Here is a 17,871-nt window from a genome sequence, read left to right as displayed (position 1 = left end):
CTTTTTGTGTTATGTTCGTTTCTGCGAAATCGGCTATTCGCTGGCCTCTACTGAATGACACGACTGTCTCCCGCTCCCTGATCGGGGGGGGGGGGGGGGGGGGCCGCGGGTGCGGCCCGCCCCGAGCAGTGATCGGTCAGGAGCCCGAGGGCGGCCGGCCGGAGCCCATCCAATTCGACGGCTCTGGGGAACCGGCTGCCGAAGGATCGGTCGAAGCTGACGGCCCGGTGGAGTCGGGCGCCCTGCTGCCGGCACTGGACGTGCTGCCCGGAACCGAGGGTGCGGTGAACTGGCCGCCGGGAGATTCATCCGGGCCGCCTTCCTGTCCGCCCCCATCGGGGCGGGTGATCAGCGGCGGGATCCCGGGGCGCTGGATCAGGGCCCGGCCCTTGTCACCGGGGGCGTTGGGGTCCTCGCCGTAGCGGAAGGTGGTCTGCGCCTTGGGCGGACCGGCGTCGATGCCTTCCTTGCTGAGGTTGCCGCCGACGGGGTTGATGGTGGAGACGACACCGTCGCTGTCCGCGCCGGGCACCTGGCCGGGCCCCTGTGGCGCGGCCGAGCCGGTGCCGGCCCGCATCGCGAGGCTGCCCGCGGTCTTCACCGCTCCGGCGGCGACCGCCATACCGGCCACACCGGTGCGGTGCAGATCGTCGTGGCCCCCGCCGTCGCTCGCCCAGTGCACGAACTTGTACGTGGCGTACGGGCACAGCAGCACCAGGACCATCACGACGATGCCGGCCATCGCGTCCGAGAGCGCGGTCATGCCATCGTGCGCGTCCGACTTCCCGATCGCCGAGACGCCGATCAGGAAGACGACCGTCATCAGCAGCTTCGACACGATCAGGGTGGCGGTCGCCTCGATCCAGCCGCGCCGCCACCGCTTGGCGACCTCCCAGCCGCCGCCGGCCCCGGCGAACACCGCGAGCGTGACCAGGACCAGGATCCCGATCTTCCGGGCGACCATCACGCCCCAGTACATGAACGCGCCGATCGCGCACCCCAGCGCGACCAGGGACGGAACACCCCATCCCAGGCCGTACTCGCCCCGAGCTCACTGATCTTGATCACGCGGCGTACGGCGTCGTCCACGGAGCTGTTGGCGGCTTGGAACAGGCCGTCGGACAGGGCGTCGACGACGGTGATGGCGACGGAGGTGAAGGCGATGGCGCAGAAGCTGAACAGCACGCCGGTCATGGTGCCGATGGCGGCCTGGGCCAGGGCGCGTTCGTCGCGTCGCCAGGCCGCGGACATCAGCTGGAGGCAGAAGGTGCCCACGGTCAGAGCGAGGCCGATCGGCAGCAGGAGTTCGTAGTTCTCCCTGAACCAGCCGGCGTTCAGATCGATTGCGGTGGTGGTGTTGACGGCGCGCGCGGCGAGATCGGCTGCGCTGGCAGCTAGTTCACCCATCGACTTCGCGATCCACGCGCCGAGGCCGTCGGTCACGGCGCCGCCGGGGTTGGTGGCGAACTCGACCGTGCCGCAGATTTTGTCCATCACGGGGATGTCGCAGACTCCCATGGAGGTGCCTCCTTTCTAAGATCGGGGGTCAGGGGGCGACGGACGGCATCACGCCGACCAGCGCGCAGGACTGGGACGGCGGGCACTGCACCGCCAGCGTGGTGACACGGCTCTCGGCACCCCCGGCCCGGGAGCCCTTCCACGCGATCGACTGCTTGCCGGAGACCGTCACGGCGTAGACGTACGCCTGCGTGATCGCCCCCGGATCGGCCTGCAGCGCCTGAACGAAGGCGTTCGGGAAGTGGCCCTCGTTGACCTTGGCGGTGGCGAACTGGCCGTTGGCGGCCATCTCCTTCCACAGCGCGGGCGAGGGCACAACCGCGTCGAGCGAGTCGGGATCCGCGTACTTGGTCTCGCTGGTCAGCCATCCGCGCAGCGCCGTCACCAGCTCCGGCTGGGAGTAGGCGCGGGTGTCGTACGACCACAGTGCTGCGGCGGCGGCCTTCCCGAACGCGACCGGATCATGCGTCGCCGGCGGCGTCGGGAGACCGTGCCCTCCCCTGGCCGGCGGTGGCGAGCCCAAAGGTGAATTGGCAGCAGGGGACGGGGTATCGGTGCCCCGGCTGGTGTGGGGTGCCGCGTGTGGGGCGGGGGCGCGGCTGTCGCGGGTGAGATAGGCGGTCAGGCCGGCGAGGGCGACGAGCGCGAGCAGGATTACGGTGCCGAGCAGGGTTCGGCGGCGCACGCTGGAGGTGCCGCTGGGGTTGGAGGAGGCGGCGGGCATCAGTGGACCTGCGATCCGAGCGTGCTGAAGAACGTGATCAGCCCGTTCGCCGCTCCGAGCAGGAGAGCCGCGCCCGCGCTCACCATGACGCCCTTCTTCCCGTTGGCCTCGGCCTGGTGGCCGCCCGAGTGATGCCCCCAGGCCCACACGCCCGCGCTGACGGCGAGCGCGCCGACCACGGCCACGAGACCGAAGAGGTTGAGCGAGCCCATCACCTGCTTGAGGACGGACAGCCCCGGAAGCCCGCCCTCGGAGGGCGTGATCCCGGGGTCGTAGGCGAGCTGGACGACCGTGTCGGAGAGAAACATGAAGAACTCCAGTTCGAGAAAGAGCATGCCGAAGCCCGTGAGGGCGGAACGGCGCGGGATGCAAGAAGGGGAAGGGGGTGGTCAGACGAGGCGGCGGGCCGCGAGGATCTGCGACTTCCACGACGCGAGCGTGACGATGCGGACCACGTCGCCGGTATGCGGGGCATGGATGATCAAGCTATGGCCGATGGCCATGCCGACATGCTCGGGAGCCTTCGCCGTCCCCTCGGTGAAGACCAGGTCACCGGGCCGCAGAGAACCGACCGAGACCGGCTTGCCGGCCTTGACCTGCCCGTACGTCGTCCGCGCCAGCGTGACGCCGCCGGCCTTGTACGCCTGCTGCATCAGGGAGGAGCAGTCACACCGGCCCATCAGCTCCAGGCCGTGGGCGGCGGTGCAACTGCCGCCCCACTGGTACGGGGTGCCGAGCTGGGCGAGCGCCCAGCGGATCGCCTTCCGCACCTTGGTCGGAGCATCGGCCGGGACCGAGTAGCCGTCGGGGACTCGTCCGGGTGGGAGGCCACCGAAGTCGTACCTGACCCCGTCCTCGTCCCCGGCAACCGGGCAGCCGTCCGTCGTGGAGACGGTGGCGTACGAGCCGAAGTCCCGCGATCCGTCACCGGACGCGGCCGGCAAGGGCTCGATCGCCTCCTGCAGGGCCGTCGCCAGCGGTTCCCACTTCGCGTACGCGTCCGGGAAACCCGAGTGCTGCACCGCCTGGGCGGCCTGAGCCACGGACAGCGACTCCCAGCCCGAGACCTTCTTGAGCCCCTCGTAGAACTTCGTCGAGGCATGCACCGGGTCAAGGATCTGCTCGGCGGTGCCCCAGCCCTGGGATGGGCGCTGCTGGAAGAGACCCAACGAATCACGGTCGCCGTACTCAAGGTTCCGCAGGCCGCTCTCCTGCAGAGCCGTTGCCAGGGCAACGACCTGCCCCCGTGCCGAGATGTGCAGCGCGACGCCCGTCGCCTGGATCGTCTTGGCGTTGGGCACCTGCTCGGCCGGAGCGGGCAGTCCCGGAACGGAGACCTTCTTCTTGTCGTTCCCGCCGTCCAGGATCGACTTCACCTGGGAGGCGACAGCGGCGGTATCCATACCCTGCGCATCGGTGGTGGCGCATGAGGAGGGGGGCGATGTCAGTCCCGCACCCATGGCGAGGACCGGCACGGCCAGGAGCAGCGGGCCGGTCGCGGCCAGGCCGACGAGCGCCTTGGCCGTCGTCTTCATCGGAGCTGTGGTTCGCCGCTGTGACGCGGCCGGCCGAGCGGCTGAGATCGAGTCGGGTACGGAGGGGGCAGGATGCCCGTCATTGCGGAGGCTCCTTGTGGAGGTTCGTAGGAGGCGCGGTGCCGATTCCCGTGCAAAGCCATCGGCACCGCGCCGATGTGAATCCGCCGCTCAGGGCGGACCCGGCGCGCGGGAGTTGGTAGCACCCGGGCGGCGGTCTCGAAGCGCGCGGCAGCCGGCCGCGCTCGTAATCTCAGGAAGTACACCCCGGTCTCCTTCGGTCGTCCGCAAGCTGGTCGTCAACGGGCCCCCGGCATGCCTCATTGGACGAGGCAACACGAAAAGGCACAGGTCAACGCAGGTGAAGCGAGACCTCACCGGTGCTGACGAGGCGAGACAGTAGGTCGCGAATCCGGCCGCACCAAACGGTGCTCAGCCGGACTCGTACGTCGTTGGGCGCGGCCGGAGTTCGCAGCTAACGTCCTGCGCACCCTGCTCACCGGACCGCCCGGCCCAGCGCCGTCCGGCCGGAGCAGGCTTCCCTTCCGCCGTGCCATCGAAAGAGGCCCCTGCGCATGAGCTACACGCTGCACCGAGGCGACGCCCTCACCGTGCTCAAGACCCTCCCGGACGAGAGCGTCAACGCCGTCGTCACCGACCCCCCGTACAACTCGGGTGGCCGGACCAGCGCCGACCGCACCGGACGCACCGCCCGTGCCAAGTACGTCACCAGCAACAGCGCCCACGACCTCGCCAACTTCCCCGGCGAGAACCGTGACCAGCGCTCCTACCGCTCCTGGCTCACCGAGCTGCTCACCGAGGCGTACCGGGCCTCGACCGAGCACGCGGTCGCGATGGTCTTCACCGACTGGCGACAGGAGCCGACCACCTCCGACGCCCTGCAGATGGCGGGGTGGACCTGGAGCGGCACCATCCCGTGGATCAAGCCCGCCAGCCGGCCCCGCAAGGGCGGACCGAAGCAGGACTCGGAGTTCATCATCTGGGGCGTCAAGGGCTCCCTCGACAACACCCGCGACCTCTACCTGCCGGGCCACTACATCGCCTCCCAGCCCCGCAAGGGCCGGGTTCACATCACCCAGAAGCCGGTCGAGGTCATGCAGCAGCTCGTCCAGGTCTGCCCCGAGGGCGGCACCGTCCTCGACCCGTTCACCGGCAGCGGCTCCACAGGGGTCGCGGCCCTGCGAGAGGGACGCCGCTTCGTGGGCGTCGAGCTGTCCGCGCACTACGCCGATGTCGCCGAGGAGCGGCTGCGCGCTGAACTGACGCAGGACGATGTCGAGCTGGCCGGACCGGAAGCATGAGCATGAGAGCGCAGAGCCCAGGGCCGCTGGCCCTCAGACGCCGAAGGGCGGTTGGCGCATCGAATAACGATGCCCCAGCCGCCCTTGCCGTTGTTCAGGCCGCCTCGAACGCCCGCCGGATGAGCGGCGCCGCCTTCTCCAGGCCAGCGGCCGAGCCGACGCGCACCTCCAGGTCCCCGGTCCCAAGGTGCCCGATACCGCGCATGTCCCGAGTAAAGCCCTCCTCCAGCTCGACCGAGTCCGGATCGAGTCTGAGATAGACCAGGATCACCTCGTGCTTCGGACGGAAGATCACCGACGCCACGTTCACCAACCGCCGGTACGCGATGTAATGCCGCAGCTGCGCCACCTCCACCTCACCCCACGCCGTGAGCGCCTCATCCAGCTCCGCGTACAGGTCCTGCAGACACCCGGGCACCAGGCCGGAGCCCGCCGCCGGAGCGGTCTCCGGCTCTGCAGCCACGGAACCAACTGCGGTCACGCGGCTTCGCCGCGGCGAAGCAGTGGTCGACAAACCGGGTGAGGAGTCGACGAGCAACAGGCCCAACAAGTCCCCTTCGAAAACCCGGTACCGCACCAGATCTATCCGCTCCGGCAACCGCTGCACCGCCACCCGGTCATGGTGTGAAAAGCCGGCGGCAATGCAGACCATCCGGGGACGACGCCAGTCGACGGACTCAGCAGCCTCCGCACCCAGCACGCTGCGCACGAGCGCCTCGAACTCATGGTGCGCCGACTCCAGCCAGGTCAGGTAGGAGACGGCCTGCGACAGCACCCCGCTGTCCGAGCCCCGCTTGAACTCGATCACCACGGGAGAATTGTTCTCGTCCAGCCCCAATGTATCGATCCGCCCCCGGTGCCACGGACCAGTCGGGTACTCCGATGCCAGAAACCGGATGCCCAGCATCCGCTCCAGCCCGGCCTCGACCCGCCGCTGCAGCACCACCTCCAACGCCACCGTCGAAGCCGACAGCTCGACGTCATGCCCGTCTGCGTCCCTCCGGAACAACATCATCTCGGCCATCCTCGGTCCCCTTCGCAGTCGATACGCGAAGAGGAAGCGCGAGGTGCGGAGGGATATTCCAGAAGGCGAGCGGGTTGCTGTTTCGCCTGCATGACTGCACCGGGCGATGCTCACAGATCACGATGCCAAGTACCCGCGCGCCGCGCAAAGGTGTTGAGATCCTTGGGCCGCCCTGGAGTGCGACCGCCACCCGCGCCTCAGCGGTGGCCATTCCGCTTGTACAAGCTGTTGTGATCCTCGGCCGCCCCGGAGGGCGACCGCCACGCCGTGGTCGGGGTCGATGTGGGGGCAGCGGCGGGCGTTGCGATCCTCGGCCGCCCCGGAGGGCGACCGCCACCAGGGGCACGCTCGCGCGCGCCTGGCCGGTCAGGTCGTTGCGATCCTCGGCCGCCCCGGAGGGCGACGGCCACGGCCGCCGTTGACACCGTGCATCACCTTCGCGGTGTTGCGATCCTCGGCCGTCCCGGAGGGCGACCGCCACCTGGCTGACCAGGGCTCTTACCCCGAATCCGCCTGGGTCCCTTCCACGAACTCCTCTGCAGGTCCGGAGTCTCGGACATTCTCCTTGGGTGCGACCCGCGTGTCACTTGTGTGCTTGGGGTTCCGAACCGCCAACGGCTTCCAGGTGGCTCCCAGAGCAGTGGGTGAGTTCGAGGATGCAGTAGCGGCGGGTCCATTTTCCCGTAAGCCCAGTTTTACCTCTGACTGTCAGTGGGCTCGTGTAGCTTCTGCCTACCAGGCGAATCGGGGAGGTTCGTGCTGGCAAGGGGGTTTCTATGTCTTCAGCATCTTCAATGCGGTTATATGCGCATAGTCGCAGTCCAGTCTCGGGTGTGCGGCACGAACTGACGGATCACCTTCGTGGATCGGCGGCTCTGGCGCGTAGGTTCGGTGAGGTCTTCGGGGCTGGCGACCTCGCGGAGTACCTGGCTCTTGTGCACGACGTCGGTAAGGGATGTTGCGCCTGGCAGGACGGTCTGCTGCAACGGGCCGAGCCGCAAGGTAAGCCGGTCGGGATCCCGCACAAGGAGGCCGGCACCCGCCTGGCCGCCGAGTACGCGGGCCTCCCGTTCGCCTCAGCGGTGCAAGGGCATCATGGTGGTCTTCCGGACCAGCAAAAGATCAAGGACGTGCTGACTGCGCTCCAAGGCGGTGAGCCGGACGCCGAGGCCGCGCGTGAGGCGACACGGCGGGTCGCCAAGCTGGTTCCGGAGATCATCCGCGCGGGACGGGTGACGTTGCCGCCGTGGGTATCACTTCTGCGGGGGGGCAGCTGCCCAGATTGAGTTGGACCTGCTGGTGCGCATGGTCTTCAGCTGCCTGGTGGACGCCGACTTTCTTGATACCAGCGCGCACTTTGCCGGTCGATCGGCGCCGCGGCTTGCCCCGGTGAGGGACATGGTGCTCCTGGCTGAGAGGTTTGAGGAGCGGCGCGCCGCCTTCCTGGCGAACCGGCCAACGTCCCCCGTGGACGCGATCCGTGGCCGGGTGTTCGCAGAGGCGGTAGCGGCTGCCGCGCGCGAGCCCGGGCTGTACGTCCTGCACGCGCCGACCGGAGGCGCAAAGACGATCGCCGCGGGGGGCTTCGCTCTCCGCCATGCTGCCAGACACGGAATGCGGCGTGTCATCTTCGCCGTCCCCTTCATCAGCATCACGCAGCAGAACGCTGCGGTGTACCGGTCGCTCCTCGATCCGATGGAGGAGGACGCAGACAGCGAGCCGGTGGTTTTGGAGCACCACAGTTCCGTCGGACTGGATGAAGACAGCGGTGGAGGTACGTGGGCGCGTCTGGCTGCCGAGAACTGGGACGCACCGATCGTCGTAACGACGATGGTTCAGCTCTTCCAGTCGTTGTTCTCCGCGAAGCCCTCGTCCATGCGCAAGCTGCACCGGGTGGCGGGATCGGTCATCGTGTTGGACGAGGTACAGGCGCTGCCCGATCGGTTGCTGAATCCGATCCTCAGTGTGTTGAGAGGTCTGGTCGAGCGGTACGGGGCAACGGTCGTCCTGGCCTCGGCGACGCAGCCGGACTTCTGGTCACTGTCGAAGCTGGACGGGGTGCCGCGCAACGGCATGGTGGAGGACGTCCCCGGCCTGTTCGACCAGCTCAGGCGTGTGAAGTACGAGTGGCAGCTTGGTGATGACGTCACCTGGCAGACCGTGGCGGAGGACATCGAGGAGCGAGCCGGCCAGCAAGTTCTTGCAGTGGTCAACACCACCCGTGACTCGGCGCACTTGCACCGCCTCCTCACCGAGCATGCCTCTGCCCCTGACTCCGTTCTGCACCTGTCGACACGCATGACCGCGGAGCACCGCCAGGAGGTGATCGGACAGATCCGCACCCGCTTGCAGAAGGGCCTTCCCCTGTGGGTCGTGTCGACCTCCTTGATCGAGGCCGGCGTCGATGTCGACTTCCCCTGGGTGTATCGCGCCTGGGCGCCAGCCGAGTCGCTACAGCAGGCTGCAGGGCGGTGCAACCGTGACGACCGGATGGGCGAACCCGGCACTGTGGTCGTGTTCCGGCCCGCAGAGGGCGGCACGCCCAAGGACCTGTCCTACCTTGCCGCGCTCGAAGCCACGGCCGAGTACTTCGGCCCGTATCCGCTGGCCGATCCCGACGACCTGGAAGCGTTGGCCCTCTACTACGCCAAGCGTTACGCGCTCCAGGGCGAAGACCACCCGATGGGGGAGCGCATCGAGGAACTGCGCAGGGCCTGGGACTTTCCCCAGGTCGCCCGAGAGTTTCGCATGATCGACGACGCCTACGGCCAGTCCGTCGTGGTGGTCAGACCCCAGAAGACGACTGAGGAGCAGGACGCGATCTGGGCGGACATCCACCGGATGCGCGCTCCCTACCCCAGCGGTCCCGAGTGTCTACGCCGCCTGCAGCCGCATACCGCGACCTTGCCACGCCACGAGGTCTCCGAGGCGCTGCGTACGGGCCTGGCGGAGCCCGTTGCGGGAGATCTCGTCGTATGGCGCGGCCACTACGACGACATCCGAGGCCTCGACCCCGAGGACCGTGAAGACAGCTCCGCCTTCCTCATCTGACACCACTGCCCGCCCTGCACTCCATCCCTACGGCACCAACGGGACTGGCTCACCGATGGACGGCGGCTTTGCTGTCGCCGATACCTGATTCCCGAACGGTGCCGGCCCTCGTTGTCCTCGGCCCGGAGCCGACAGCGTACTGAAGGAGCTACCCCTTGAGCAGTATGACCACCAGCCCACGCCGACAAGCCCGCCGGAACGACGGCTGGACCTTTCCCGACCTCGTCGTTGAGACCTGGGGCGATCTCGCCTGCTTCACCCGCCCCGAGCTGAAAGCGGAACGAGTCAGCTATCAGGTGATGACACCGTCTGCGGCGAACGGGCTGCTCCAGGCCATCTTCTGGAAGCCGGAATTCCAGTATGTGATCCGCCGCATCGAGGTTCTGGCACCGATCCGTTGGACACGGCTCCGACGAAACGAGGTCAGCTCCGTGATCACGGGTCCGGACTACCGCAGTCTCCGCGAAGGAAGGGGCCGCCGCTACGACGTTGAAGAGGACCGGGACCAGCGCAACACCATGTGCCTGCGTGACGTCCGCTACCGCATCCACGCCCAGATCGTGGTCGCGGCCCACGCACTCAAGGGGTCCGGGGACCACCCACCGGCCTCCGAGGAGAAGTACCGCGAGCAGCTGCGCCGACGAGTGGAGCGGGGTGCCTCCTTCTCCCAGCCGTTCTTCGGGTGCCGGGAGTTCACCGCCTTCTTCGGCCCCTCCAACCCCGACCACGATCACCTACGGCTCGACCACACCGAAGAGCTCGGCGTGATGCTCCATTCCATCGCGTACACCAATGCCGGCGAACGCTACCGGTGGTTTAGAGCCAGCCTCCTCGACGGCGTCCTGAACGTGCCCCTGCAGCCCTTGGGCGAAGAGTCCGTCGACATGCTCCACGGGCCGTGGCGCGCGGACGCGAAGGAGAGCTGACCGTGCTCCTGCAACGGCTCACCGAGTACGCCGACCGGCTCGGCGACGTCCTGCCGGCCGAGTACTACCGCACCAAACAGATCCACTGGGTCCTCGACCTCAACAACGAGGGCACCGCCACGCTCAGGGACCTGCGAGTCTCAGCGAAAAATCGCGACCAGGCCCGCACAATGCCGGTGCCCTACGTACAGCGGTCGGGTACCAAAGTGCCCCCTTACATGCTCGTCGACACCGCCGAGTTCGTCCTGGGCGTGCCCAAGGACAGGAAGAACCGGCCCACGGACAAGGCGCGTGACGAAGCGGCCCGCCGCCACGCCACCTACCGCGACCTGGCCCTTCGCTGGGCCGGAGAGAGGAAGGACGACCCCCGCGCCACAGCTCTGCGCTCGTACTTTGCAGGCGGAGGACCCGCCGGCCTGAACATCCCCAATGACGTCCAGGCCAAGGACACTGTCGCGGTGATGGTCGAAACACGCTGGTTGCATGAGGAACCCAGCGTCAAGACCACGTGGGCGTCCGTCGTACGGGAACGCAAGGGCGGCGACGACGACAAGCCCGGCCTATGCCTGGTCTGCGGCACCGTCGCCCCCTTGCTGGCCACCATTCCGGAGCCGGTGAAGAAGGGCGCAGTCCCCACCAGCGGCGGCAGCAACGAGGGCCAGCTCGTCAGCATCAACAAAGCCGCCCAGGGCCGCAACGGCAAAACCCAGCTGGTGAACACGCCCATCTGCCACCGCTGCGGCGGCCGAGCCATGGCCGTCCTCAATCACCTTCTCGCCTCGGAGGAGCACAAGCGGCCCTTCCGTGACGACGGCGTCATGGTGTGGTGGACCCGCCAAGCCAGCGACGACTCCGCAATGGCCCTCCTTTTCGGCAACGCTCCTGACCCGGCCGACATCGCCCACCTCATCGACTCCCTCGACAACCGCCCCACCCCTCACACCACACAACGGGTCGACGACGACGAGTTCCACGCACTGACCCTCGGCCTCAACAACGCCCGCCTAGTGGTCCGAGACTGGATCGACATCCCTCTCACCGACCTCAAGCACACCGTCGCCGCCTGGTACAAGGACCACGGCGTCTACGACGGATGGAACGGCACCACCCGCTACGTCCCCATCTGGCTCCTAGCCCTTTGCTGCGGACGTGCCCAGGACGGCCGCTACGCGAAGGGCAGTGAACCCCACGGACTGGAAGCCGAACTCGTTCACAGCGCCCTGCGCCGCACACCCCCACCCGCCCGGACACTGCCGCTGCTCCTGCAGCGCATCCATGCCGACCAACATCTCGACACCGCCCGGATCGCGCTGCTGCGACTCATCCTCAACCGCTCCAGCGACCCCAAGGACCACGTTATGACCACCCTGGACGCCGACTGCCGCGATGCCTCCTACTTGTGCGGACGTCTCTTCGCCGTCCTCGAGGACATCCAGACCACCGCCTTGCCCGACCTCAACACCACCCTGCGCGACAGGTACTTCCGCACCGCGGCCACCGCCCCGGGGGCCACGCTCACCAACCTCCGAGTCGACGCCAACGCCCACCTCAAGCGCCTGCGCCGGGACAAAAAGGGAGCTGCTGCCGCGCTGGAACGAAGGATCAGCGAACTCTTCGCCCTGTTCAGCGAGGACATGCCCCGCCATCTCAGTCCGCTCCAGCAGGGCCGTTTCGTCATGGGATACGAGCACGAACGAGCCGCCAAGTGGGACCGCATCCGGCGGGCGAAGGAAAACAGCGAGGACAACTCGCAGGCGTAGGCCCCCGCCCGCCACCGGCCCACAACACGTCACTGAACCCCTTACCTCAAGGAGTAGCGAGAACATGACCGCACCGCACCTGGACCCCGCCCGCAAGCACGACTTCGTCTTCCTGATTGAAGCCACCGACTCCAACCCGAACGGCGACCCGGACAACGGCGGCCTGCCCCGCACCGACCCCGTGACCGGCCAGGGCCTGATCACCGACGTCGCGATCAAGCGAAAGATCCGCAACACGGTCTCGCTGATCACCGAGATCGACAACAAGCCCGGCTACGACATTTACGTCGAGGCCGGAGTCGCACTCAACGCCCAGCACGAACGTGCCTACGCCAGCGGAGAGAAGGGCGGCAACGCCACCAACCAGGCAACCGCACAACAGTGGATGTGCCAGAACTTCTTCGACGTCCGAATGTTCGGCGCCGTCATGTCAACCGGCAAGGCTGACCGCAAGGCCGGCCGGGTCCAAGGACCGGTCCAGATCGGGTTCGCCCGCTCCATCGACCCCGTCACCCCCTTCGATATCGGCATCACCCGCGTAACGCCGACCCGGCAGGAAGACGTCGACGCCTGGAACAACCCGGAGCAGGGCAAAAGCAAGGGCAAAGAGACCGAAATGGGCTCCAAGCACATCGTCCCCTACGGCCTCTATAAAGGCGCCGGCCACTTCAGCGCCCCCCTCGCCGCGCGCACCGGAGTAACCTCGGACGACCTCACCGTCCTCTGGCGCGCCTTCACCAACATGCTCGAGCACGACCGCGCTGCAGCCCGCGCCGGCCTTGCCCTGCGAGGCCTCTACGTCTTCACCCACGCCGACGCCTTCGGCAGCGCCCCTTCCCACGAGCTCATCGACCGCATCACGGTGAAGCCCCTGGGCGAGGCCACCGCCCGCACCTTCACCGACTACGGGCACATCGACGTACGCGACGCCGACCTGCCCAACGGCGTCACCATCACAAGGCTCGTGGGGTGACCACGACGCACCCGCCCACGGCTGGAGAGGGTGACCTGACCCAGGTTTCCCTCTCCTCCCTGGAGCACTACGCCTACTGCCCTCGCCAGGCAGGACTCATCCTCCTCGAACAAACGTGGACAGACGACGCCGCAACCGTCCGCGGCACCCTCCTCCACCAGCGCGTCGATACACCCGGAAACCACGGGCGGGGCACCATACGCACCCTGCACGCACTCCCCGTTTGGAATGACCAACACGGGCTCACCGGCGTATGCGACACCGTCGAACTCCACGCGGACGGCCGCATCCTACCCATCGAACACAAATCCGGCCGCTACGTGCCAGAAGGGCCAGCGGATCTCCAAGCCGCAGCACAGGCCATGTGCCTCGAAGAGATGTTCAGCCGCCTCGTCCCTCAGGCCGTCATCTACTCAGGCACCGACCGCCGTCGCCACACCATCACCATCGACGAGACCCTGCGCTCCCGCGTCCTGCACACCGCCCAGCAAGTCCGCAACCTGCTCGACCGCGGCCAACTACCACACCCACCCGCAGACAGCCGCTGCAAACGCTGCTCACTGGCCACCGACTGCATGCCCAAGCTGCTCACCGGAACCGGCCGCTACCAGGACGCCCTCGCCCGCCTCTACTGCGCCGACGACCAGGACAACGCGTGACCACCGAACTCCTCAACACCCTTTACGTGCAAACGCAAGGAGCTGACCTCCGTCTCGAACAGGACAGCCTCCGAGTACACCTCCCCGAAACCCCCGGCCGAAAGATCCTTCCCCTGCGCCGCATCGACTCCATCGTCCTGTACGGACACGTCAACCTCTCCACGGAACTCATCACACGCTGCGCTCAGGACCGGCGTCCCGTCACCTGGATGACCCGAGGCGGCCGCTACCTCGCCCGCCTCGACGGAGCCGTGCAGGGCAACGTGCTTTTACGCCACGCCCAGCACCAACTCCACGACGATCCCGTCGCCCGTCTCGACATCGCGAAAAATATGGTCGCCGGGAAGATCCGTAATAGTCGCTGGATTCTCCTGCGCGCTGCCCGAGACGCCGAACCATCCGCTCGGCAGAGGATCAGAACACAAGCAGACGAGCTCGCCGCAGCCCTCATCGCAACCCGCGAGGCCGGATCACTCGACATCACCATGGGCATCGAAGGCAACGCCGCACGGGCCTACTTCACTGCCCTTGCCTGCGCCTTCCGCCCCTCAGACAGCATCCCGTCCTTTACTCACCGCAACCGTCGACCCCCCACAGACCCCGTCAACGCGCTGCTCTCCTTCACATACGGACTACTCAGGAGCCTCGTTCACGGGGCCGCCGAACAAGTCGGCCTCGACCCACACATCGGCTACCTGCACGGCCTGCGCCCCGGAAAGCCCGCACTCGCCCTGGACCTCATGGAGGAGTTCCGCCCGGTCCTGGCGGACCGGTTCCTCCTCACTCTGCTCAACCGCCGCCAGATCCGCAGCGAGCACTTCGAGGTTCTGAGCGGAGGAGCGGTACGACTCACCGACGACGGCCGCACCACAGTCCTCGGCGCCTGGCAGGAATGGAAAGCCCAACCCTGGGAACACACCATCGCCGGCCGAGACGTCCCGGCCGGACTCCTCCCCGTGGTTCAAGCCCGTATCCTCGCCCGGCACCTCCGCGGCGACCTACCCCAGTACCTCCCCTGGACGGCACCATGATGGACCTGCTCCTGACCTATGATGTCGACACCACCACCCCTGAAGGACGCCGCAGGCTCCGCCGTGTCGCGAAACTCTGCGAGGGCCACGGGCTTCGTGTCCAGAAATCTGTCTTCGAGATCATCGCCAGCGAAACCGACCTGCTCAGACTTACCGCGGCGGTGAACGACATCATCGACGCAGACACTGACAGTGTGCGTCTTTACCGACTCCCCGCCGCCGGCCTCGCCGACGTGTACACCCTGGGCACGGCCCAGGTCGAAGCACACCGTGAAGACTTGGTGCTCTGACTGCTTCGGAACCTCAAGCACACACACGACACGCAGATCGCACCGAAGCAAAGTGTCCCTTTTGGTGCTTTGGTCGGCCGCTCGTGATGCTGGTTCCAGGCGCCAGTACGCTGTTATCGCTGATCAAATGGCGTGGCGGTCGCCCTCCGGGGCGGCCGAGGATCGCAACAGCACAACAGGGCGGGCCACGGGGCGTGGGGCCCGGTGGCGGTCGCCCTCCGGGGCGGCCGAGGATCGCAACTTCCCGATCCGGACGGTGTCGGGCCCTTCGTCGCGCAGTGGCGGTCGCCCTCCGGGGCGGCCGAGGATCGCAACGCCGGAATGGTCCTCTGCGTCACCGCAGGCGTCGCCGGTGGCGGTCGCCCTCCGGGGCGGCCGAGGATCGCAACGTGCGCATCCCGGCCGACCCGGGCGCGGAGATCGACGTGGCGGTCGCCCTCCGGGGCGGCCGAGGATCGCAACATGCCCGCACGCGACCCCCAGCGTGCCGAGTCCGAGGTGGCGGTCGCCCTCCGGGGCGGCCGAGGATCGCAACCAGCACTCGGCCGAGACGGCGCAGGAGGCGGCCGAGGGTGGCGGTCGCCCTCCGGGGCGGCCGAGGATCGCAACGCGACACCGCAGCGCCTCTACGACAGCCGGCATCAGGTGGCGGTCGCCCTCCGGGGCGGCCGAGGATCGCAACGGCATGTGATCCGGGCCGGGTCGGGCCTGGACGGCAGTGGCGGTCGCCCTCCGGGGCGGCCGAGGATCGCAACAGTCAGGCAGCCAGCTGGTGGCGTACCGGGGTGGTGGTGGCGGTCGCCCTCCGGGGCGGCCGAGGATCGCAACCGCGGGTGCGTATGTCCCCAGCTCACGAAACATGAGGTGGCGGTCGCCCTCCGGGGCGGCCGAGAATCGCAACTTGTTGTAGACGGGGAGCTCCACCACGGCGCCCTCGTGGCGGTCGCCCTCCGGGGCGGCCGAGGATCGCAACTCCTGGACCTCGGCGAGCGAGCCGCCTGGACCGGCGGTGGCGGTCGCCCTCCGGGGCGGCCGAGGATCGCAACCAGTCCCCCGCTGCCGGGAAGTACCGGAAGTCGCTGTGGCGGTCGCCCTCCGGGGCAGCCGAGGATCGCAACAGCGGCACCATCGCGTGCCGTGCCAGCACCCAGGCGGTGGCGGTCGCCCTCCGGGGCGGCCAAGGATCGCAACACCGAGCGTCCCGCCGCGAGCATCGCACCATCCCGGTGGCGGTCGCCCTCCGGGGCGGCCGAGGATCGCAACTCCTCCAGCACCTCGTACGACACCTGCAACAACGGGGTTGGCGGTCGCCCTCTGGAGTGACCGAGGATCGCAACGGATATGGCAGAACCGTGGTCCCGGCGGCGTTGGCCCCAAAGGCGACCGAGGAACGCAACGGTGGGCACGCCGAACCTCGACCGACGCATCCGAGCCGCGAGCGTCGTTGTGTAGGTGAATGAATCTGGCGTCCGCCCGTCCGAACATACGAGATGACACCTTAGCGGAATTTCCCGGCCAATCCAAAGCGCAGGCCCCGTGGAGTATATGAACGTCTCGGAGACCTAGACGTTCCACTGGAAGGGCGGACAGTGATGGCTGTGCAGTTCATGGATGTAAGGCAGGTAGCTGAATACCTCAACATGTCCGTGCCTTGGGTGTACAGGGAGGCGGCAGCTGTGGGGCTGAAGGCTTACAAGTTCGGCAATGGAAGTAATGCCAAGATTCAATTCAAGTCTTCGGAAGTTCAGGCTTGGGTTCGGATGCGGCAGCTCTGAACGTCGTCACTCTAAGGAAGCGGCCCCGTGGGGCCCCTGTGCATGTATCGACAGGGGCCCCACCTGCGTTCTATGCAGCCAATCCCATATTGAGCATCTTCGCGGCCCTTCCGATTGAACCCGGCATTAGGTGACGATAGATCTTGAACGTGATATCCAGGCTCTTGTGGCCCATCCATTCTGCTACGTCGGTGATCGGAATTCCGTGACTCAAGCAGTTCGAGGCGAAGTAGTGCCGGAAGCTATAGATCACTAGCCCCTCTGGGATGTCCACGTTGTCGGAGGCTTTGATTCGCTTCCATTGATTGGAGAGGCTGTAGGCCGGGTACGTCTGGCTGGAATCCCGAGGATGACGCATCAAGTACCCCTCGGGGCTCGTCCCGTGCTTATCGGCGTACCAGAGGATCGTCTGCCTCGTATGGGCGGGGAGCGGTGTGTCGCGGTACTCGCCCAATTTTCGGTGCTTGAGGCGGTCATACAGCTTCGTCGTTTGGTTCACTTGCTCGGTTATTCGGTAGATGTCGTCGGCGACGATGTTGTTGATATTGACCGCTGCAGCTTCTCCGTTGCGCATTCCGCAACCGCTCATCAAGTCGGTGATCAGGAGGAAATCGTCATCGCCGGCAATCCGGAGCTTCTTGAGCTGTTCAGGAGAGGGAATTACCGCGCGCTTCGGATCGTACTGCGGTGGCTTGATTCCCTCCAGCGGGTTGTCGTCGTACAGGCCGAGGCGGTGGGCATCGAGGAGGATGGCCTTCAACTTGTCGAAGGCATTGGATTGGGTTGCCAGCTCGGCCCCCTGCCGTTCCATCGTTTGGATGAAGCCATCCACCACCTTGTGGTCGAAGCTGCTCATGCGACGGCTGCCAAGAGCGGGGATCAGGTGGTGCCTCATCAAGGACTCGAGGTGGCGCAACGAGCTCGCGGACAGGTCGCGTTGGCTCGACTTCCAATCCGCGGCGTACTCCTCGAAGCGCATCTGCCCGTACTTCTGAATCCGGGCTGCCCTGGTCTGACTCTGCGGAGCTGCCTTCTTCGCGGTGTAGATGGCCGTCAGCCGCTCGATGGCCTGGTCCTGGTTGGCAAAGCCAGATTCCTCGGTCTGTTTGCCTGCCGCGTTGCGGTACCTGATCTTGTAATCGTGGGGGCACTTCGACCACCTGCTGTCGCTGTGCTCGCAGTCCTTGAAGAAGGTGCCCATACCGCGGGCCAGGGTTTTGCTCGCCATCGTTCCGTCTCCGGGGTCGCTTGCTGACACTTTGCTGACCACGGATGGTGCGTCA

The 17,871-nt window shown here is 67.1% G+C and carries 15 protein-coding genes, 1 pseudogene and 1 CRISPR repeat array; of the genes and pseudogenes, 10 read left to right on the top strand and 6 right to left on the bottom strand.

All coding sequences use genetic code 11. The annotated features are described in order from the left end of the window. Positions 1-136: 136 nt before the first annotated feature. The 4 genes and pseudogenes from AB0L33_RS15210 to AB0L33_RS15195 all read right to left on the bottom strand — a co-directional run bounded on the left by AB0L33_RS15210 (position 137) and on the right by AB0L33_RS15195 (position 3,777). Positions 137-1,518 (bottom strand): annotated as a pseudogene (locus AB0L33_RS15210) (ATP-binding protein). Positions 1,519-1,546: 28 nt separating this feature from the next. Then, positions 1,547-2,242, bottom strand: a complete 696-nt coding sequence (locus tag AB0L33_RS15205) for a hypothetical protein (RefSeq protein WP_365681405.1) — start codon at positions 2,240-2,242, stop codon at positions 1,547-1,549. After that, positions 2,242-2,550 carry a DUF6112 family protein gene (locus tag AB0L33_RS15200; RefSeq protein ID WP_365681438.1) on the bottom strand — a complete coding sequence of 103 codons (309 nt, stop codon included), beginning with the start codon at positions 2,548-2,550 and terminating at the stop codon, positions 2,242-2,244. The genes AB0L33_RS15205 and AB0L33_RS15200 overlap by 1 nt, the downstream gene beginning before the upstream one ends. 81 nt (positions 2,551-2,631) lie before the next feature. Further along, positions 2,632-3,777 carry a C40 family peptidase gene (locus AB0L33_RS15195; RefSeq protein WP_365681403.1) on the bottom strand — a complete coding sequence of 382 codons (1,146 nt, stop codon included), beginning with the start codon at positions 3,775-3,777 and terminating at the stop codon, positions 2,632-2,634. A gap of 575 nt (positions 3,778-4,352) precedes the next feature. Between AB0L33_RS15195 and AB0L33_RS15190 the strand changes: the two genes are divergently transcribed. Continuing rightward, positions 4,353-5,099 (top strand): site-specific DNA-methyltransferase, encoded by a 747-nt coding sequence (locus tag AB0L33_RS15190; protein ID WP_365681401.1) that lies wholly within the window; start codon positions 4,353-4,355, stop codon positions 5,097-5,099. A 94-nt stretch (positions 5,100-5,193) separates the two neighbouring features. Here AB0L33_RS15190 and AB0L33_RS15185 read toward each other — a convergent pair whose 3' ends face one another. Further along, positions 5,194-6,123 carry a DUF5655 domain-containing protein gene (locus AB0L33_RS15185; protein WP_365681399.1) on the bottom strand — a complete coding sequence of 310 codons (930 nt, stop codon included), beginning with the start codon at positions 6,121-6,123 and terminating at the stop codon, positions 5,194-5,196. 833 nt (positions 6,124-6,956) lie between these two features. Here AB0L33_RS15185 and AB0L33_RS15180 point away from each other — a divergent pair. The 9 genes from AB0L33_RS15180 (at position 6,957) to AB0L33_RS15140 (ending at position 16,588) form a co-directional block, all read left to right on the top strand. Continuing rightward, positions 6,957-7,409, top strand: a complete 453-nt coding sequence (locus tag AB0L33_RS15180; protein ID WP_365681397.1) for a CRISPR-associated endonuclease Cas3'' — start codon at positions 6,957-6,959, stop codon at positions 7,407-7,409. 1 nt (position 7,410) lies between these two features. Then, the gene (cas3, locus tag AB0L33_RS15175) at positions 7,411-9,174 is read left to right on the top strand and encodes a CRISPR-associated helicase Cas3' (protein ID WP_365681395.1); all 1,764 of its coding nucleotides are present in this window, start codon (positions 7,411-7,413) and stop codon (positions 9,172-9,174) included. Between the two features lie 164 nt (positions 9,175-9,338). Further along, the gene (gene cas5c, locus AB0L33_RS15170; RefSeq protein WP_365681436.1) at positions 9,339-10,100 is read left to right on the top strand and encodes a type I-C CRISPR-associated protein Cas5c; all 762 of its coding nucleotides are present in this window, start codon (positions 9,339-9,341) and stop codon (positions 10,098-10,100) included. 2 nt (positions 10,101-10,102) lie between these two features. Beyond that, the gene (gene cas8c / locus AB0L33_RS15165; RefSeq protein ID WP_365681393.1) at positions 10,103-11,860 is read left to right on the top strand and encodes a type I-C CRISPR-associated protein Cas8c/Csd1; all 1,758 of its coding nucleotides are present in this window, start codon (positions 10,103-10,105) and stop codon (positions 11,858-11,860) included. 64 nt (positions 11,861-11,924) lie between these two features. Then, complete coding sequence (cas7c, locus tag AB0L33_RS15160) at positions 11,925-12,833, top strand: type I-C CRISPR-associated protein Cas7/Csd2 (RefSeq protein WP_365681391.1); 909 nt, start codon at positions 11,925-11,927, stop codon at positions 12,831-12,833. Further along, entirely contained in the window at positions 12,830-13,492 is a 663-nt protein-coding gene (cas4, locus tag AB0L33_RS15155) for a CRISPR-associated protein Cas4 (protein WP_365681389.1), read from the top strand. Before cas7c ends, cas4 begins: the two co-directional genes overlap by 4 nt. Beyond that, positions 13,489-14,523: a type I-C CRISPR-associated endonuclease Cas1c gene (gene cas1c / locus AB0L33_RS15150; RefSeq protein WP_365681387.1), complete on the top strand. Its 1,035-nt coding sequence runs from the start codon at positions 13,489-13,491 to the stop codon at positions 14,521-14,523. Before cas4 ends, cas1c begins: the two co-directional genes overlap by 4 nt. Then, positions 14,520-14,813, top strand: a complete 294-nt coding sequence (gene cas2, locus AB0L33_RS15145; protein ID WP_365681385.1) for a CRISPR-associated endonuclease Cas2 — start codon at positions 14,520-14,522, stop codon at positions 14,811-14,813. Before cas1c ends, cas2 begins: the two co-directional genes overlap by 4 nt. Positions 14,814-14,945: 132 nt before the next feature. After that, positions 14,946-16,150: a CRISPR direct-repeat array (repeat unit 37 nt; unit sequence GTGGCGGTCGCCCTCCGGGGCGGCCGAGGATCGCAAC). A 255-nt stretch (positions 16,151-16,405) separates the two neighbouring features. After that, the gene (locus tag AB0L33_RS15140) at positions 16,406-16,588 is read left to right on the top strand and encodes a helix-turn-helix domain-containing protein (RefSeq protein WP_361021116.1); all 183 of its coding nucleotides are present in this window, start codon (positions 16,406-16,408) and stop codon (positions 16,586-16,588) included. Between the two features lie 70 nt (positions 16,589-16,658). On the opposite strand, the gene AB0L33_RS15135 is transcribed toward AB0L33_RS15140, so the two are convergent. Beyond that, positions 16,659-17,816 (bottom strand): tyrosine-type recombinase/integrase, encoded by a 1,158-nt coding sequence (locus tag AB0L33_RS15135; RefSeq protein WP_365681382.1) that lies wholly within the window; start codon positions 17,814-17,816, stop codon positions 16,659-16,661. Between the last annotated feature and the right edge of the window lie 55 nt (positions 17,817-17,871).

The sequence above is a fragment of the Streptomyces sp. NPDC052299 genome (assembly GCF_040679335.1).
Lineage (GTDB): Bacteria > Actinomycetota > Actinomycetes > Streptomycetales > Streptomycetaceae > Streptomyces.
Note: the sequence above shows the minus strand (reverse complement) of the source record. Positions and strands in the feature narration are given on the sequence as shown.

Bases quoted from the DNA above. Each gene is read 5' to 3' on its own strand.
- AB0L33_RS15205 (WP_365681405.1), bottom strand. From the start codon at position 2,242: ATGCCCGCCGCCTCCTCCAACCCCAGCGGCACCTCCAGCGTGCGCCGC.
- AB0L33_RS15200 (WP_365681438.1), bottom strand. From the start codon at position 2,550: ATGTTTCTCTCCGACACGGTCGTCCAGCTCGCCTACGACCCCGGGATC.
- AB0L33_RS15195 (WP_365681403.1), bottom strand. From the start codon at position 3,777: ATGAAGACGACGGCCAAGGCGCTCGTCGGCCTGGCCGCGACCGGCCCG.
- AB0L33_RS15190 (WP_365681401.1), top strand. From the start codon at position 4,353: ATGAGCTACACGCTGCACCGAGGCGACGCCCTCACCGTGCTCAAGACC.
- AB0L33_RS15185 (WP_365681399.1), bottom strand. From the start codon at position 6,123: ATGGCCGAGATGATGTTGTTCCGGAGGGACGCAGACGGGCATGACGTC.
- cas5c (WP_365681436.1), top strand. From the start codon at position 9,339: ATGACCACCAGCCCACGCCGACAAGCCCGCCGGAACGACGGCTGGACC.
- cas7c (WP_365681391.1), top strand. From the start codon at position 11,925: ATGACCGCACCGCACCTGGACCCCGCCCGCAAGCACGACTTCGTCTTC.
- cas2 (WP_365681385.1), top strand. From the start codon at position 14,520: ATGATGGACCTGCTCCTGACCTATGATGTCGACACCACCACCCCTGAA.
- AB0L33_RS15140 (WP_361021116.1), top strand. From the start codon at position 16,406: ATGGCTGTGCAGTTCATGGATGTAAGGCAGGTAGCTGAATACCTCAAC.
- AB0L33_RS15135 (WP_365681382.1), bottom strand. From the start codon at position 17,816: ATGGCGAGCAAAACCCTGGCCCGCGGTATGGGCACCTTCTTCAAGGAC.